Raw genomic sequence first — 16,648 nt, forward strand, 5'->3', positions numbered from 1 at the left:
ATGTGAAGGAGGCGCTGCATGCAGACTGAACGCGTGACCTTTCTGACCACGCCCGAACACAAGGCGTCACTCGACGCATTTGCCGCGAGCCAGGGCAAATCCGTTGGTCATGTCGTGCGCGAGGCGTCGGCTATCTACATTGCGCAAGCCACCGCGGATGAGGACGAGCAGCAGCTGGCGACGCTTGTTCGTGAAGTGAACGCCGCCGTTCCGCGGATGCGTGCCGACATCAAGGAAGCGATCGCGAGCATCGGCCGTGCAAACGCCGTCGTGGATGCGGTTCTTGCCGGCGAAGGAGCAGGCGCATGAGCTTCCTTGGCGAGACGATGACGGCGCTTCGTAACGTCCTTCTGCTGCAAGAAGACGTTCGTCAGCTCAAGGATATGGCTACCAGTCAGAGCGTTCGGCTGGCCGCCCTCGCTGAAGCGCACGCCGCATTGCGCGACCGCGTCAGCCGGCTCGAAGGTGTGATCGAAGGCGCCGCGATGGCGACGCGGCAACGACGGATCGAGGATTGACCAATTAGATGACCCTAGGCCGCCTCAATCATGTCGGCGTCGCGACGCCGTCGATCGCCCAATCGATCGAGACCTATCGCACCCTGCTCGGCGCGACCGCGATCGGCGAGCCGTTCGACTTGCCCGCGCAGGGTGTCAAAGTGTGCTTCATCGACGCGCCCAACACCCAGATCGAGCTGATCGAGCCCTATGACGACAGCTCGCCTATCGCCGGTTTCCTGAAGAAGAACCCGGCGGGTGGGCAGCATCATGTCTGTTTCGAGGTGCCCGACATTCACGCCGCCGTCGCCGGCCTCAAGGCGAAGGGCGCAACTGTGCTCGGCGAGCCGCGGATCGGTGCGCACGGCACGCCGATCGTCTTCGTGCACCCGCGCGACATGGGCGGGATGCTGGTCGAACTGATGGAAAGCCCGCGCGGGGACCATCACGGCTGATCCCCTTGAACCGCGCGCGCCGCCGGTCCATGGCCTCCGCAACGATGCGGACGGGCACGTTCCCTCCGCGATGCTGAGAGACGAGGGAGAGGCGGACATGGCCGTCGACCAATTGCTGACGGAGCGGCGCGGCGACGTGCTCGTGCTGACGCTCAACCGGCCGGAGCGGCTCAATGCCGCGCCGCCGTCGCTGTTCGAGGACATCACGGCCGCTCTTGCCGATCTGGGCGGCGCGCGGGCGATATTGATCCAGGGGGCGGGGCGCGCCTTCTGTTCGGGTGCCGATGTCGGCGCCGGCGCGCTGAGCTCCGCCGACCCCGGCGCGGCGACGCATGCGGCGCTGACCGACAGCTACAATCCCGCCATCCTCGCCGTCGCCGAGGCGCGGGTGCCGGTGGTCAGCGCGGTGCGCGGACCGGCCGCCGGCATCGGTTGCAGTCTCGCGCTCGCCGCCGATTTCTGCGTGGCGAGCGAGGGCGCCTATTTCCTGCAGGCGTTCGTCAACATCGGCCTGGTGCCCGACGGCGGCGCGAGCTGGCTGCTGCCGCGCCTGATCGGCCGCGCGCGGGCAGCGGAGATGATGCTGCTCGGCGAGCGGGTGCCGGCCGCCAAGGCACTCGACTGGGGCATGATCCACAAGGTCGTCGCCGAAGAAGCGTTGGAGGCGGAGGCGTTCGCGCTGGCGGCGCGGCTGGCGGCGGGGCCGACGATGACGCTGGGGACGATCCGTCGCGGGCTGCACGCCGCGCTCGAAAGCGATCTCGCCACCGCTCTGGCGCGCGAGGCCGACGATCAGCGCGCGATGCGCGGCACCGGCGACGCGATGGAGGGCGGCATGGCCTTCCTCCAGAAGCGCGCGCCCGCATTCAAGGGGGCCTGACATGGCCGAGATCGAAACCAACATCGGCGAAGATGCCGGCAGCACCCGCGCACCCGCCGCTGCTCTGGAGCCGACACAACGGCCGAGCCATGCCGACTGGCAGGCCGCCGCCGTCAGGGAGGTAAAGGGCAAGGACCTGACCTGGCGCACGCCGGAGGGGATCGACGTCAAGCCGCTGTACACCGAGGCCGATGTCGAGGGCTGGGACCCGGGTTTGCCCGGTTTCGCGCCGTTCGCGCGCGGCGTGCGCGCATCGATGTACGCGGGCCGGCCGTGGACGATCCGCCAATATGCCGGCTTCTCCACCGCCGAGGAATCGAACGCTTTCTACCGGCGCAACCTCGCTGCCGGGCAGAAGGGGTTGTCGGTCGCTTTCGATCTCGCCACGCACCGCGGCTATGACAGCGACCACCCGCGCGTCACCGGCGACGTCGGCAAGGCGGGCGTCGCGATCGACAGCGTCGAGGACATGAAGATTCTGTTCGACGGCATCCCGCTCGACCAGATGAGCGTCAGCATGACGATGAACGGCGCGGTGATCCCGATCCTCGCCTTCTTCATCGTCGCGGGTGAGGAACAGGGCGTCGAGCGCGCCAAGCTCGACGGGACCATCCAGAACGACATCCTGAAGGAGTTCATGGTCCGCAACACCTACATCTATCCGCCCGAGCCGAGCATGCGGATCATCTCGGACATCTTCGCCTATACGTCGCGCGAGATGCCCAAGTTCAACAGCATCTCGATCAGCGGCTATCACATGCAGGAGGCGGGGGCGACGCAGCTCCACGAGCTCGCCTTCACGATCGCCGATGGCATCGACTATGTGAAATACGGCGTCGCCAGCGGGCTCGACATCGACAAGTTCGCCGGGCGTTTGAGCTTCTTCTTCGCGATCGGCATGAACTTCTTCATGGAGGTGGCGAAGCTGCGCGCCGCGCGGGTGCTCTGGCATCGCGCGATGACGCAGCTGGGCGCGAAGGACGAGCGCTCGAAGATGCTGCGCACCCATTGCCAAACGAGCGGCGTCTCGCTGACCGAGCAGGACCCGTACAACAACGTGATGCGCACGACGATCGAGGCGATGGCGGCGATGCTGGGCGGCACGCAGTCGCTGCACACCAACGCGCTCGACGAGGCGATCGCGCTGCCCACCGACTTTTCCGCGCGGATCGCGCGCAACACGCAGATCGTGCTGCAGGAGGAGACGGGGATGACCAAGGTCGTCGACCCGCTCGGCGGCAGCTATTATGTGGAAAGCCTGACCAAGAGCCTGGTCGATGGCGCCTGGGCAATCATCGAGCGGGTCGAGCGCGAGGGCGGCATGGCCAAGGCGGTCGCCGCCGGCTGGCCCAAGGCGATGATCGAGGAGGCCGCGGCGGCGCGCGCGGCGCGGGTCGACCGCGGCGAGGACGTGATCGTCGGCGTTAACAAATACCGGCTGGCCGGCGAGGCGCCGATCGACATCCTCGACGTCGACAATGTCGCGGTGCGCGAGGCGCAGGTGCGGCGCATCGCGTCGGTGAAGGCGGCGCGAGACGAGGCGGCGTGCCAGCGCGCGCTCGACACGCTGCGCGAAGGCGCGCGCGGCACCGACAACCTGCTCGCCCTCGCCGTCGACGCCGCCCGCGCGCGCGCGACGCTCGGCGAGATCTCGGCCGCGATGGAGGACGTGTTCGGCCGCTTCGGTACGTACCCCAAGCCGGTCAAGGGCGTGTACGGCGGCGCTTATACCGATGACGAGCGCTGGGCGCGGCTGGTGCGCGGCGTTGAGGCGACCGAGCGGCGGCTCGGCCGCAAGCCGCGCATGCTGGTCGCCAAGATGGGGCAGGACGGCCACGACCGGGGCGCCAATCTGGTCAGCAGCATGTTCGGCGATCTCGGCTTCGAGGTCGTGCCCGGCCCGCTGTTCCAGACGCCGAAGGAGGCGAGCGCGCTCGCCCTAGAAAAGAACGTCGACGTGGTCGGTGCCTCCAGCCTCGCCGCGGGGCACAAGACGCTGATCCCGGAGCTGATCGGCCATCTGAAGGACGCCGGCCGTCCCGACATCAAGGTGGTCGCCGGTGGCGTCATCCCGGCGCAGGACTATCAGGCGCTGCGCGATGCGGGTGTGCAGGCGATCTTCGGCCCCGGCACCAATCTGATCAGGGCGGCGGAGGAGGTGCTGCGCCTGCTCGGCCACAACATGCCGCCGGAGGAGGACGCCGCGTGAACACGCTGCTACAGCCTTCGAGCGCGACGATGGACAAGGACGTGAATAGACCAATGACGGGCGTACGTAACGACTGGACCCGCGACGAGATCGCCGCATTGTTCGACCTGCCGTTCGACGAGCTGATGTGGCAGGCGCAGACCGTTCATCGCGTGCATCACGCGCCTGGCCAGGTGCAGCTCTCCACATTGTTGTCGATCAAGACCGGCGGTTGCCCGGAGGATTGCGGCTATTGCTCGCAGTCGGTCAGCGCGGACAGCGGCGTCAAGGCGACCAAGCTGATGGACGTGCGCGCGGTGCTGCAGGCGGCGGCGCAGGCGAAGGACAATGGCTCGACCCGCTTCTGCATGGGCGCGGCGTGGCGCAATCCCAAGGATCGCGACATGGACGCGATCGTCGCGATGGTCGAGGGCGTGCGCGGCATGGGGATGGAAACCTGCATGACGCTCGGCATGCTGGAGCCGCATCAGGCGGAGCGGCTCGCGGCGGCGGGGCTCGACTATTACAATCACAATATCGACACCTCGCCGGAGCGTTATGGCGACGTCATCACGACGCGCACCTTCCAGGAGCGGCTCGATACGCTCGATGCGGTGCGTTCGGCCGGGATCAACGTCTGCTGCGGCGGCATCGTCGGCATGGGCGAGACGCGTGAGGATCGCGTCGGCTTCGTCCACGCGCTGGCGACGCTGCCGGAGCATCCGGGCAGCGTGCCGGTCAACGCGCTGGTGCCGGTCAAGGGCACGGTGCTCGGCGACATGCTGGCGGACACGCCGCTCGCCAGGATCGACGAGATCGAATTCGTCCGCACCGTCGCGGTGGCGCGGATCACGATGCCCGAAAGCATGGTGCGCCTGTCGGCGGGGCGCGAGAGCATGTCGGAGGCGACGCAGGCGCTGTGCTTCATGGCGGGCGCCAACTCGATCTTCACCGGCGACAAGCTGCTGACGGCGGGCAACGCCGGCGACGACAAGGACGCCGCGCTGTTCGCGAAGCTGGGCGTGACGCCGATGGCGGCGGAGTGCCGGCTGGCCGAGGCGGCGGAGTGATTCGCGTCCGGCGACCGGCGATCGTTTTTGCGATCGGCTCCGCCATCTATTGGCAGATCATCGCGGATTTTCTCAGTCAGGTTAATTTCGTCGCCGGTGTCAGCGATGTGCCTTACTGGGAGGCCGCGTTGCTCAATGTCGTCCCCGCTCTGGTTTATGCTGTGATAGCCTTGTGGTTCTGCCACTGGCTCGCACGCCGGGTCCTGAAACAGGCAAAGGCATTTGAGGTGCGTTAGCCCTCCCGATGGTGGGAGGGACGAGGGGAGGCACTAGTCTCCCTGCTCAACGATTATGCCCGCGCGTGGACAGGCCCTCCCCCGGCCCCTCCCGCAAGCGGGAGGGGAGAAGAGGATGTTCAAGAAAATCCTGGTCGCCAATCGTGGTGAGATTGCGTGCCGCGTGTTCCGCACCGCCAAGCGGATGGGGATCAAGACGGTCGCAGTCTATTCCGACGCCGATGCGCGCGCGCCGCACGTGCTGATGGCGGACGAGGCGGTGCGGCTCGGGCCGGCGCCCGCGGCGGAGAGCTATCTCAAGGCGGAGCTGATCCTGCTGGCGGCCAAGGAAACCGGCGCCGACTGCATCCACCCCGGATACGGCTTCCTTTCCGAGCGCGAGAGCTTCGCGCGTGCCTGTGCCGAAGCGGGGATCGCCTTCGTCGGGCCGCCGCCGAACGCGATCGCGGCGATGGGCGACAAGATCGAGTCGAAGAAGCTGGCCAAGCAGGCCGGCGTCAACGTCGTGCCTGGCTATCTCGGCGAGATCGCCGACACCGACGAGGCGGTGCGGATCGCGGGCGAGATCGGCTATCCGGTGATGATGAAGGCCTCGGCCGGTGGCGGCGGCAAGGGTATGCGGCTCGCCTGGAGCGAGCAGGACGTGCGCGAGGGCTTCGAGGCGACCAAGCGCGAGGGCCTCGCGTCCTTCGGCGACGACCGCGTCTTCATCGAGAAGTTCATCGAGAGCCCGCGCCACATCGAAATTCAGGTGCTCGGCGATCAGCACGGCAACATCGTCTACCTCAACGAGCGCGAATGTTCGGTGCAGCGCCGCCATCAGAAGGTGGTCGAGGAGGCGCCGTCGCCGTTCGTCACGCCGAAGATGCGCGCGGCGATGGGCGAGCAGGCGGTCGCGCTGGCACGGGCGGTCGGCTATTATTCGGCCGGTACGGTGGAGCTGATCGTCTCCGGTGCGGATACGACTGGCGAGAGCTTCTACTTCCTTGAGATGAACACCCGGCTGCAGGTCGAGCATCCGGTGACCGAGGAGATCACCGGGCTCGATCTGGTCGAGCAGATGATCCGCGTCGCGGCCGGGGAGCCGCTGGCCTTCGGGCAACGCGACGTCGGGATCAACGGCTGGTCGATCGAGAACCGCGTCTATGCCGAGGACCCCTACCGCGGCTTCCTGCCCAGCATCGGGCGATTGGTGCGGTACAATCCGCCGGCGGCAAGCGAGGCCGCGGACCAACATCCGTCATCCCCGCGCAGGCGGGGATCCATAACCCATGTCGCCGATGGAGTCGCGGACGCGGCGTCTCTGGATCCCCGCCCGCGCGGGGATGACGGTGAGGGTGACGGGCAAGCCCAACGACAAACCGATCAAGCCATCGTCCGTGTCGACGACGGCGTCGCCGAGGGCGGCGAAGTCAGCATGTTCTACGATCCGATGATCGCCAAGCTGATCACCTGGGCGCCGACGCGCGAGGCGGCGATCGACGCGCAGATCGCGGCGCTCGACGCCTTCGAGATCGAGGGGCCGGGCACCAACATCGACTTCCTGTCGGCGCTGATGCAGCACCCGCGCTTCCGCGAGGGCCGGCTGACCACCGGCTTCATCGCCGAGGAATATCCCGACGGCTTCCACGGCGCGCCCGCCGCCGCAGAGCTGTTGCGCGAGCTCGCCGCCATCGCCGCCTTCGCGGCGACCGCCCAGGCGGATCGCGCCCGGCGGATCGACGGTCAGCTCGGCCACCGGCTGCGGCCACCGGCCGACTGGGTGGTGCGGATCGGCGGCGTCGATCATGCGGTCAGCATCTCGACCGACGCGATCAGCGTCGACGGCGAAGCGCTGGACATCGGCATCGAATACACGCCCGGCGATCGCCTGATCGAGGCGGAGTTGGCGGACGAGGCGCGGTTGTCGGTGCGGATCGTGCCGACCCGCACCGGCTTCAAACTAACGACACGCGGCGCCAGCCATGTCGCGCGCGTCCTGCCCGCCCGCGTCGCGCCCTATGCGCGGCATCTGCTCGAAAAGGTGCCGCCCGACCTGTCCAAGTTCCTGATCGCGCCGATGCCGGGCCTGCTCGTCCGGCTCGACGTCGCGGCGGGCGACAAGGTCGAGGCCGGCCAGCCGCTCGCGGTGGTCGAGGCGATGAAGATGGAGAACATCCTGCGCGCCGAAAAGAGCGCGACGGTGAAGGCGGTCAACGCCGCGGCGGGCGACAGCTTGGCCGTCGATCAGGTGATCCTGGAACTGGAATGATCCGCGGCCGGCGGGGCGGTTCGCATCGTCCCCGCCGGTCCAAGTGGCACACTCTGCGACATAATAAGACTGGACAGGCCCCCGGTGTATTGACCACACACCACGCCATGGCTCGTGTTCCCGCCCTTCTGCTCGTCACCGCGGCGCTGGCCGGCTGCACCGTCGGCCCGAATTACCGACCGAAGGCTGCCGCCGAGCTTGGCGTGCCCGCGGCCTATTCCGTACCTGCGGCGGCAACGCCGGAGGATCTGACCAGCTGGTGGGCCAATTTCGACGATCCGGCGCTCGGCCAGCTGATCGAGCAGGCGCGGCTCGCCAATACCGACGTCGCGCAGGCGGTGGCCCGGCTGCGTCAGGCACGCGAAGCGCTGATCCAGAGCCGCGCCCGACTGCTGCCGACCGTGTCGGGATCGGCGGGCTATCAGCGCAATGAGAATCTGCGAGGCGGCGGCCGGTCGTTCACGCTTCCCGACGGCACTGTCGTCGATACCGGCGGCGGCGGCACCAACAGCTTTTCCGCCGGCCTATCGGCGAGCTACCAGCTCGGTCTGTTCGGCGAATTGCGGCGCACCGTCGAATCGAGCCGCGCGCAATATCAGGCCTCGGGCTTCGACTATGCGACGGCGCTGCTGACCGTCGAGAGCGAGGTCGCGTCCAACTACATCCTCGCGCGCGCCTATCAGGCGCAGCTCGCCAATGCGCGCGCCAGCCTGGCGATCCAGGACGACAATCTGGAGATTGCGGGTTTCCGGGTGCAGGCCGGCCTAGTCTCCTCCGTCGATGCCGAGCAGGCGCGGGCGCAGCGCGCCCAGACCGCCGCCACCGTGCCGCAGATCGAGCAGCAATATGCCGCCGCCGTCGCACGCATCGGCGTGCTGACCGGGCAGGCGCCGGGCGCGCTGCGCAGCCAATTGGCCGTGGTGCGCCCGATCCCGCGCGGGCCGGAGACGGTCGGGGTCGGCATTCCCGCCGACACCTTGCGCCGTCGCCCCGACGTCCGTTCCGCCGAGCGCGCGCTCGCCGCCGCCACCGCGCAGATCGGGGTCGCCAAGGCGGCGCTCTATCCGGCGCTGGCGATCACCGGCAACGTCAACACCAACGCCAGTGCGCTGGGCAGCCTGGGCAATGCGATCACCGGCAGCCTGTTCGCAGGCCTGACCCAGGCGATCTTCAACGGCGGTCGCCTGCGCAGCGTCGTCCGCGCCAACGAAGCCGCCACCGACGCGGCCTTGGCGGCCTACAAGGGCACGGTGCTGACCGCGCTCGAGGATATCGAGAATGCCATCGTCGCGCTCGATTCGGCACGGCAGCGCGAGATCCAGTTCCGCATCGCCTATCAGGCCGCCAACAACAGCGCGATCCTGGCCCGCAGCCAATATCGTACCGGCCTGACCGACTTCACGACGCTCAACACCCAGGAGGCGGCGCTGCTGTCGGCGCAGAACGGCCTGACCCAGGCGCAGTCCGACAAAGCGACCGCCCTCGTCGCGCTGTACAATGCGCTCGGCGGCGGCTGGGATCCGAACGTCATCCCGGAGGCGCCGCCGCGCGGCGCCGTCGTTCCGACCGGCACGCCCGCCACCGATCCCCTTTCTTCCGGCACAGAGACCCGCTGATGGCCCAGGACACGGCAATGCAGACGACCGACGAGTTCCTGGGGGTGAAGCCGGTGCCGGTGTGGCGCCGCTACCTGAAATGGGTGCTGATCGTCGTCGGCGTCATCCTGCTCGGCCTGCTGGTCAGTCGCTGCTTCGGCGGCAAGAAGGGGGCGGACTATGCCACCCAGGCGGCCGACCGCGGCGATTTGACCGTCAGCGTGTCGGCGACGGGCAAGCTCGCCCCGACGACGCAGGTGACGGTCGGCTCGCAGCTGTCGGGCCTGGTCACCAAGGTCGTCGTCGACGTCAACGATCGCGTCACCGCCGGCCAGCCACTCGCGCTGATCGATCCGCAGCAGATCGACGACCAGATCAAGCAGCAGCAGGCGCAGATCGCAGCCAATGTCGCGCAGGTGAACCAGGCGCAGGCGACCGTGGCGGAGAGCCGCGCCCAGCTCGCCCGGCTGGAGGAAGTCTACAAGCTGTCGGGCGGTCGCGTGCCGTCAGGCACCGAGTTGCAGACCGGCCGCGCCGACTATCAGCGCGCGGTCGCCGCCGCCAAGACCGCGCAGGCGAACGTCGCCGCCGCGCGCGCATTGCTCGCGCAGAGCCAGACGCAGCGGGCGCGTTCGGTCATCCGTTCGCCGGTCAATGGCGTCGTGCTGGCGCGGCAGGTCGATCCCGGCCAGACCGTCGCCGCCTCGTTCAACACGCCGACGCTGTTCGTCATCGCCGAGGACTTGTCGAAGATGAAGCTGGAGGTGGCAATCGACGAGGCCGATGTCGGCGGCGTCAAGGTCGGCCAGAAGGCCAGCTTCACCGTCGACGCCTTCCCGGGCAAGACCTTCCCGGCGACGATCACCCGCGTCGACCTGGGCTCCAACCTGACGGTCAGCGCGGCGAGCACCTCCTCCTCGTCGACGACCAGCGCGACCTCGACCAGCAATCAGGTCGTTTCCTACGCCGCCGATCTGACCGTGGCCAATCCGACGCTCCAGCTGCGTCCCGGCATGACCGCGACGGCGGACATCATCACCTCCGAGAAGAAGGACGTGCTGCTCGTTCCCAACGCCGCCCTGCGCTTCAAGCCGTCGAGCGGCAACGCCTCGCAGAACGATGGCATTGCGGGTTCGCTGACCATGCGGCGTCCGCGTGGCGGCAACCAGCGCCAGGCGACGCTCGGCCGCGGTGCGACCCAGACCGTCTACGTCAAGGGTGCTGATGGCCAGCCGCAGCCGGTGCAGATCACCACCGGCGATACCAACGGCCAGATGACCGAGGTGCTGAGCGGCGGCCTGAAGCCGGGGATGCAGGTCATCACCGGCCAGCTCGCGGGCGGCGACTCGGGCTCCGGCGGTGGCGGCCGCTCTGGCGGCCGGCGCGGTGCGGGCGGGGCAGGCGGGGGCCAGCGTGGCCAGTAACCCGCCGCGCCCCGGCGGCGGCCCGGATCTGGCGGCGCCGCCGCTGATCCGGCTGCGCGGCATCACCAAGACCTATGGCGAGGGGGCGACCGCCTTCCAGGCGCTGAAGGGCATCGACCTCGACATCCATGCGCGCGACTTCATCGCGGTGATGGGCGCGTCGGGATCGGGCAAGTCGACGACGATGAACATTCTCGGCTGTCTCGACGTGCCGACCGGGGGAGAGTTCCTGTTCCGCGGCCATCACGTCGAGGCGCTCGACCGCGATCAGCGTGCGCTGTTGCGGCGGAAATATCTCGGCTTCGTGTTCCAGGGGTTCAATCTGCTCGCGCGCACCACCGCGCTGGAGAATGTCGAGCTGCCGCTGCTCTACCGCGGCGACAACAAGCAGGCGCGGCGCGAGGCGTCAATGGCGGCGCTCGCCAAGGTCGGCCTGGAGAAATGGTGGGACCATACGCCCGCCGAACTGTCCGGCGGCCAGCAACAGCGTGTCGCCATCGCGCGGGCGATCGTCACCCAGCCCGACGTGCTGCTCGCCGACGAACCGACCGGCAACCTCGACAGCGAGCGGTCGGTGGAGATCATGGAATTGCTGTCCGACCTCAACGCCAACAGCGGCATCACCGTGTTGATGGTGACGCACGAGCCAGACATGGCGGCGTTTGCGCACACGGTGGTGCACTTCAAGGACGGCCTGGTCGAACGGATCGAACGCAACCATCACGCCGGGGAGCCGGTGGCGTGAGGGGCGCGCGTCAATTCCCTCTCCCTGCGGGAGAGGGAGGGAGCCGCCCGCAGGGCGGCGGAAGGGTGAGGGTGTCGTCCACGGCTGGCCGCGTACACGCCCTCACCCCGCGCCGCCTCCGGCGGCTTGCCCCTCTCCCGGGGGGAGAGGGGAAGAAGGCCCAATAAATGCTCGGCACCACGCTCCTCCTCGCCCTGCGCTCGATCGCGCGGCACAAGCTGCGCTCGTTCCTGACCACGCTCGGCATCATCATCGGCGTCGCCGCGGTGGTGACGATGGTGACGCTCGGCCGCGCCACCACCGCGCAGGTGCAGAAGAATATCTCGTCGCTCGGCACCAATATCCTGCAGGTCCGTCCCGGCCAGGGCTTCGGCCGTGGCGGCGGCGGTCCGCCGCCCGCGCCGTTCAAGCCGGAGGACGTCACCGCGATCGCCCAGCAGATTGCCGGCGTCTCGGCGGTCGCGCCGCAGGCGCAGGCCAGTGCCACGGCGATCTATGAAGGCGCCAACTGGCAGACGACGATCAACGGCACGACCAACGCCTATTTCCAGGTGCAGGCCTGGCCGCTGACCGCGGGCCGCTATTGGACCGGGCAGGAGGAAAGCGCGGGCAAGGCGGTGTGCATCATCGGCAACACCGTGCGCCAGAATCTGTGGCGCGGCGGCGACGCGGTCGGCACCCGCTTCCGCATCGGCAGCATCAGCTGCGACGTGATCGGCGTGTTGTCGACGCGCGGTCAGGCGGGCTTCGGCGGCGACCAGGACGATGTCGTCATCATGCCGATCAAGGCGGTGCAGCGCCGCTTCACCGGCAATCGCGACATCCGGTTGATGCTGGTCGGCGTCGACCAGGCCTATTCGACCAGCACCGTGCAGGCCGGGATCACCGATCTGCTGCGCGAGCGGCGCAACATCACCGCCGGCAAGGACGACGATTTCAACATCTTCGACACCAAGCAGATCAGCGACACGCTCTCCAGCACGACGACGCTGCTGACCCGGATCGTCACCGCGGTGGCGGCGATCAGCCTGGTGGTCGGCGGCATCGGCATCATGAACATCATGCTGGTGTCGGTGACCGAGCGGACGCGCGAGATCGGCATCCGCCTGGCGATCGGCGCGGTCGCCAGCGAGGTGCTGACCCAGTTCCTGGTAGAGGCGGTGGCCCTGTCGATGCTGGGCGGACTGATCGGGCTGGTCATCGCCCAGGCCGCGGTGGGGCTGTTGTCCTATCTCGGCAGCCTGCCGTTCCTGTTCGTGCCGGAGATCAACGTCATCGCCTTCGCCATCTCGGCGATCATCGGCGTCGTCTTCGGCTATTTCCCGGCGCGGCGCGCGGCGGCGCTCAATCCGATCGACGCGCTGCGGCACGAGTGACCGGCCCCCCCCCCCCCGCCTGCGGGAGGGGGGCTAGCGCCAGCGCGTCCGTGCCTCCGGCGCGTGGACCAGCCGGCGCAACTCCTCCAGCTCCTCGGGCGTGTCGACGTCGATCAGTTCCGCGGGGACGGTGACGACGTGCTTGCCGGCCAGGATCAGCGCACGCGCACCGGCATCGCCTTCCAGATCGCACAAAGCGTCGAACCGGTCGCGGCCGAAGACGCACGGCGGTTTGGGACTGCGGCCGTCGCTCGACGCGACCACCGCATCCTCGCCGTCCGCCGCCTCGAGCAGCGCATAGATATGGGTCGCCGTCACCCGCGGCATGTCGGCGAGCGCCAGCACGATTGCCCGCGCGCCCACGGCCCGCGCACGCTCGACGCCGAGCCGCACCGAATGCGACAGGCCCTGATCCGGATCCTCGTTGCGGACGACGGAGAAGCCGTGCTGCGCATAGTCGCATTCCGCGCCGCCGCACACCGCGACCCGCTCGCGGAACGGCATGTCCTCCAGCGCGACGGCGACATGCAGGCCAAGCGGCCGGCCGAGGAACAATTGGTCGAGCTTGCTGCCGATGTCGCCCATCCGCGACGATCGTCCCGCGGCGAGCAGGACCAGCACGCAATCCTCAGCGCGGATCATGGAAGGCCTTCACCATTGCGGCGGCGATCGACAGCGCGATCTCCGACGGGCCGATCGCGCCGATGTCGAGGCCGACGGGGCCGTCGATCCGGTCGATCTGTTCGGCGCTGAGCCCGGCCTGCGCCAGCCGCTCGCGCCGCGCGGCATGGCTGCGCCGGCTGCCGAGCGCGCCGACATAGGGGGCGTCACTGGCCAGCGCGGCGATCAGTGCCGGATCGTCGATCTTGATGTCGTGACTCAACGTCACCACCGCCGTTGACGGGCCGGGATCCAGGGCAGCCACCGCCTCGTCCGGCCAGCGATCGTCCAGCGTCGTGCCGGGGAAGCGCTCCTCGGTCAGGAACCGGGCGCGCGGGTCGATCACCACCGTCTCAATGCCGAGCGTGGTCGACAGCTGCGCCAGCGCCTGGGCGATCTGCACCGCGCCGACAATCAGCAGACGGCGCGGCGGATCGTAGCGATTGATGAAGACCTCACCCGTCTCCTGCGGGCGCAGGTCGCTGTGACCGGTGGCGAGGTCGGTGGTGACGGTCAGCGCCCGCCCGTCGTCGCGCGCCTCGCCGATCCGGTCGAACAATTCGGGGTCGAAGCCCGCCGCCGACACCGGCTGCACCATCACCGCGATCTCGCCGCCGCAGGGCAAGCCGACCTCCCAGGCAGAGGCGTCAGCAACGCCGTATGTCTTGACCTGGAAAGGTGCGCCGGCGATCACCTCGGCCGCGGTCTGCAGGATGTCGCTTTCCACGCAGCCGCCGGACACCGATCCTTCGAATCGGCCATCGGCGTGAACAAGCATGTGGCTGCCGCGCGGTCGCGGTGCCGAACCCCAGGTCGACACCACGGTTGCCAGCGCCATCGGCTCCCCCGCCCAGGATCTTGCGGCGGCTATGACGCTGTCGTTCTCGGCCATGTCGTTCTCTCTCGATCCTCCCGGGCACGGGGAGGGGACCAGCGAAGCTGGTGGAGGGGGCTATCCACCAACGGTTACGTTTGAGGAAGCCCCCTGCGACCGCCTTCGACGGTCCCGCTCCCCGCAAGCGGGGAGACTATGCTAGACGGCCGGCAAGCCGTCGAGCAGCTTGTCGAGCGTCAGCGGGAAGTCGCGAGCCCGCACGCCGGTGGCATTGTAGATAGCGTTCGCCACGGCTGCGCCGGCACCGGAAATGCCCAATTCACCTAGCCCCTTCGCATGCATCGGATTGGCGTGAATGTCGCGCTCCGACAGGAATTCCACGTCGATCTGCGGAATGTCGGCATTCACCGGCACGTGATATTCGGCGAGGTCGCGATTCACCACCTTGCCGTTGCGGGGATCGTGCACCAGCTCCTCCGACAGCGCCGCGCCGATCCCGAACGTCACCCCGCCGAGAATCTGCGACCGCGCGGTCTTGGCGTTGAGGATGCGACCGCCGGCGAAGACGCCGAGCATGCGCTTGATCCGCACCTCGCCGGTCACCGCATTGACCGCGACCTCGCAGAAATGGGCGCCGTAGCTCGACTGCAGCGTCTCCTTCTCCTGCTTGCCGGGGGCGACCTGCCCGGTCGCCTCGATCCCGTCGCCGACCAATTCGGCAAGCGGCACCGAGCGGTTGTCGCCAATCGCGCCGCCATCCTTTAGCGTCAGCGCGTCCGTCGCGACGCCCATCTTCTCGGCGATCTGCCCGCGCAGCGCTTCGCAGGCGAGATAGACGGAGGTCCCGCTCGACCCGGCGCCGAACGATCCGCCCGAGCCGGCGGCGGGCGGGAACGCGGTGTCGCCCAGCTTCACCGTCACGTCGGCGATCGGCAGGCCCAGGATCTCGGCGGTGATCTGCGCCAGGATCGTATAGGTGCCGGTGCCGATGTCGGTCATGTCGGTTTCGACCGTGGCATGGCCCTGGCCGTCGATCGACACCTTGGCGCTCGACTTCTGCAGCATGTTCGATCGCGCTGAGGCGGCCATGCCCATGCCGTAGAGCCATTCGCCGCGACGATCGCTCGCCGGCTTCGCCTGCCGCTTGCTCCAGCCGAACAGCGCGGCACCGCGGTCCATGCACGGCACCAGTTGCCGGGTGGAGAAGGGGATATGATCGATCGGATGTTCGGTCGGCTCGTTGCGCTTGCGCAGCTCGATCGGGTCGATCCCGACCGCCTCCGCCAGCTCGTCCATCGCGCATTCCAGCGCGATCATACCGACCGCCTCGCCCGGCGCGCGCATCGACGCCGCGAGCAGCCAGTCGAGCCGTACGATGTCGTGCGTGATGGTGATGTTGGGGGCGGCGTAGAGGAACTGAGTCGCCTGACCGCACGGTTCGAAGAAGCCCTCTTCGGGGAGGTTCGAGACGAGGCAATTGTGCCCGAGCATCGACAGCTTGCCGTCAGTATCCGCGCCGAGCCGCACGCGCTGCTCGGTGTTGGAGCGGCGCACTGTCGCGTCGAACACCTGCTGCCGCGCCATGGCGCATTTGACCGGGCGGCCGATCTGCTTCGCCGCCACCGCCGCGGCGACGCTCTCCGGCGCGATGCCCAGCTTGGAGCCGAAGCCGCCGCCCACGAAGCGCGCGACGATCCGCACTTTGTCGGGCTTCATCCCAAGGGCCTTGGCGAGCTGGATGCGGTCAGTCGACAGCATCTGGTAGGCGCCGTAGAGGTGCAGCTCATCGTCCTGCCACAGCGCGATGCTGGCATGCGGCTCCATCGCCGCCGAATTCTGGCTGGGCGTGGTATAGGTCGCGTCGATCTTGATCGCCGCCGCGTCGAATGCGGCATCGGGATCGCCGGTGCCGGTATAGGGCGGCATCACACCTTCGGGCGGCTTGTCGTGTTCGTCGCGATAGGCGGCGAAGTCGTAACGCCCGTCCTTCTCTTCATATTCGACGGTCAGCTGCTGCGCCGCATCGCGTGCCGCCTCGTAGCTTTCGGCGACGACGATCGCGATCGGTTCGCCGAAATAGGCCACGTCGTCGACGCCTTGCTGCGGCTTCTTGCGGTCGCCGCCCTGGCCGGGATTGCGAATAAAGGTCTTGTAGTCGGTGATGACGTCGATCACGCCCGGCAGGCCGCGCACGGCGTCGGCGTTGATGTCGACGACCTTGCCCGAGCCGACCGTGGCACGGACGAGGAAGCCGTAGGCGAGGTTGGGAATGTCGTATTCCGCCGCATAGATGGCGCGGCCCGACACCTTCAGCGGGCCGTCGATCCGGTCGATCGGCTTGCCGATCACGTCCTGCGCGCCCGTGTCGAGCAGGCTGTCCGGATGCGGCTTGTCCATGGTCAGCGCGTTGGTGTCGCTCTTGCCGAAACCGAACAT

At 68.4% G+C, this 16,648-nt stretch carries 15 protein-coding genes; 12 read left to right on the plus strand and 3 right to left on the minus strand.

Annotation, left to right across the window (positions count from 1 at the left end; all coding sequences use genetic code 11):
- The first annotated feature begins 18 nt into the window (after positions 1–18).
- The 12 genes from D9601_RS02720 to D9601_RS02775 all read left to right on the plus strand — a co-directional run bounded on the left by D9601_RS02720 (position 19) and on the right by D9601_RS02775 (position 12,717).
- Complete coding sequence (locus D9601_RS02720) at positions 19–309, plus strand: hypothetical protein (RefSeq protein ID WP_198352392.1); 291 nt, start codon at positions 19–21, stop codon at positions 307–309.
- Positions 306–518, plus strand: a complete 213-nt coding sequence (locus tag D9601_RS02725) for a hypothetical protein (protein WP_198352393.1) — start codon at positions 306–308, stop codon at positions 516–518. The genes D9601_RS02720 and D9601_RS02725 overlap by 4 nt, the downstream gene beginning before the upstream one ends.
- Positions 519–526: 8 nt before the next feature.
- Positions 527–952, plus strand: coding sequence for a methylmalonyl-CoA epimerase (gene mce, locus D9601_RS02730; protein WP_198352394.1), 426 nt, complete (start codon positions 527–529; stop codon positions 950–952).
- A gap of 97 nt (positions 953–1,049) precedes the next feature.
- Entirely contained in the window at positions 1,050–1,832 is a 783-nt protein-coding gene (locus D9601_RS02735; protein WP_198352395.1) for an enoyl-CoA hydratase-related protein, read from the plus strand.
- Position 1,833: 1 nt separating this feature from the next.
- Positions 1,834–4,041, plus strand: a complete 2,208-nt coding sequence (gene scpA / locus D9601_RS02740) for a methylmalonyl-CoA mutase (protein ID WP_232473784.1) — start codon at positions 1,834–1,836, stop codon at positions 4,039–4,041.
- 53 nt (positions 4,042–4,094) lie between these two features.
- Complete coding sequence (gene bioB, locus D9601_RS02745; RefSeq protein WP_198352396.1) at positions 4,095–5,090, plus strand: biotin synthase BioB; 996 nt, start codon at positions 4,095–4,097, stop codon at positions 5,088–5,090.
- Positions 5,087–5,326 carry a hypothetical protein gene (locus D9601_RS02750; RefSeq protein ID WP_198352397.1) on the plus strand — a complete coding sequence of 80 codons (240 nt, stop codon included), beginning with the start codon at positions 5,087–5,089 and terminating at the stop codon, positions 5,324–5,326. Before bioB ends, D9601_RS02750 begins: the two co-directional genes overlap by 4 nt.
- Before the next feature lie 115 nt (positions 5,327–5,441).
- Complete coding sequence (locus tag D9601_RS02755) at positions 5,442–7,577, plus strand: acetyl-CoA carboxylase biotin carboxylase subunit (protein ID WP_198352398.1); 2,136 nt, start codon at positions 5,442–5,444, stop codon at positions 7,575–7,577.
- Between the two features lie 107 nt (positions 7,578–7,684).
- A complete protein-coding gene (locus tag D9601_RS02760; RefSeq protein ID WP_198352399.1) occupies positions 7,685–9,193 on the plus strand; it encodes an efflux transporter outer membrane subunit in 1,509 nt (502 codons plus the stop codon).
- A gap of 17 nt (positions 9,194–9,210) precedes the next feature.
- A complete protein-coding gene (locus D9601_RS02765) occupies positions 9,211–10,596 on the plus strand; it encodes an efflux RND transporter periplasmic adaptor subunit (RefSeq protein ID WP_232473785.1) in 1,386 nt (461 codons plus the stop codon).
- Positions 10,597–10,624: 28 nt separating this feature from the next.
- Entirely contained in the window at positions 10,625–11,341 is a 717-nt protein-coding gene (locus tag D9601_RS02770) for an ABC transporter ATP-binding protein (protein ID WP_198353346.1), read from the plus strand.
- 167 nt (positions 11,342–11,508) lie between these two features.
- On the plus strand, positions 11,509–12,717 hold the full coding sequence (locus D9601_RS02775; protein WP_198352401.1) for an ABC transporter permease: 1,209 nt from the start codon (positions 11,509–11,511) through the stop codon (positions 12,715–12,717).
- A gap of 33 nt (positions 12,718–12,750) precedes the next feature.
- Here D9601_RS02775 and D9601_RS02780 read toward each other — a convergent pair whose 3' ends face one another.
- The 3 genes from D9601_RS02780 to D9601_RS02790 form a co-directional block, all read right to left on the minus strand.
- Entirely contained in the window at positions 12,751–13,359 is a 609-nt protein-coding gene (locus D9601_RS02780) for a nucleotidyltransferase family protein (RefSeq protein WP_198352402.1), read from the minus strand.
- A complete protein-coding gene (locus tag D9601_RS02785; RefSeq protein WP_198352403.1) occupies positions 13,346–14,269 on the minus strand; it encodes an XdhC family protein in 924 nt (307 codons plus the stop codon). The genes D9601_RS02780 and D9601_RS02785 overlap by 14 nt, the downstream gene beginning before the upstream one ends.
- A 141-nt stretch (positions 14,270–14,410) precedes the next feature.
- The gene (locus D9601_RS02790; RefSeq protein ID WP_198352404.1) at positions 14,411–16,648 is read right to left on the minus strand and encodes a xanthine dehydrogenase family protein molybdopterin-binding subunit; all 2,238 of its coding nucleotides are present in this window, start codon (positions 16,646–16,648) and stop codon (positions 14,411–14,413) included.

It is taken from the genome of Sphingomonas sp. MA1305, from assembly GCF_016107325.1.
Classification (GTDB): Bacteria; Pseudomonadota; Alphaproteobacteria; order Sphingomonadales; family Sphingomonadaceae; genus Sphingomonas.

Coding starts and splice junctions, on each gene's coding strand:
- D9601_RS02720 (WP_198352392.1), top strand. CDS start 19: ATGCAGACTGAACGCGTGACCTTTCTGACCACGCCCGAACACAAGGCG.
- D9601_RS02725 (WP_198352393.1), top strand. CDS start 306: ATGAGCTTCCTTGGCGAGACGATGACGGCGCTTCGTAACGTCCTTCTG.
- mce (WP_198352394.1), top strand. CDS start 527: ATGACCCTAGGCCGCCTCAATCATGTCGGCGTCGCGACGCCGTCGATC.
- D9601_RS02735 (WP_198352395.1), top strand. CDS start 1,050: ATGGCCGTCGACCAATTGCTGACGGAGCGGCGCGGCGACGTGCTCGTG.
- scpA (WP_232473784.1), top strand. CDS start 1,834: ATGGCCGAGATCGAAACCAACATCGGCGAAGATGCCGGCAGCACCCGC.
- bioB (WP_198352396.1), top strand. CDS start 4,095: ATGACGGGCGTACGTAACGACTGGACCCGCGACGAGATCGCCGCATTG.
- D9601_RS02755 (WP_198352398.1), top strand. CDS start 5,442: ATGTTCAAGAAAATCCTGGTCGCCAATCGTGGTGAGATTGCGTGCCGC.
- D9601_RS02760 (WP_198352399.1), top strand. CDS start 7,685: ATGGCTCGTGTTCCCGCCCTTCTGCTCGTCACCGCGGCGCTGGCCGGC.
- D9601_RS02765 (WP_232473785.1), top strand. CDS start 9,211: ATGCAGACGACCGACGAGTTCCTGGGGGTGAAGCCGGTGCCGGTGTGG.
- D9601_RS02775 (WP_198352401.1), top strand. CDS start 11,509: ATGCTCGGCACCACGCTCCTCCTCGCCCTGCGCTCGATCGCGCGGCAC.
- D9601_RS02780 (WP_198352402.1), bottom strand. CDS start 13,359: ATGATCCGCGCTGAGGATTGCGTGCTGGTCCTGCTCGCCGCGGGACGA.
- D9601_RS02785 (WP_198352403.1), bottom strand. CDS start 14,269: ATGGCCGAGAACGACAGCGTCATAGCCGCCGCAAGATCCTGGGCGGGG.
- D9601_RS02790 (WP_198352404.1), bottom strand. CDS start 16,648: ATGTTCGGTTTCGGCAAGAGCGACACCAACGCGCTGACCATGGACAAG.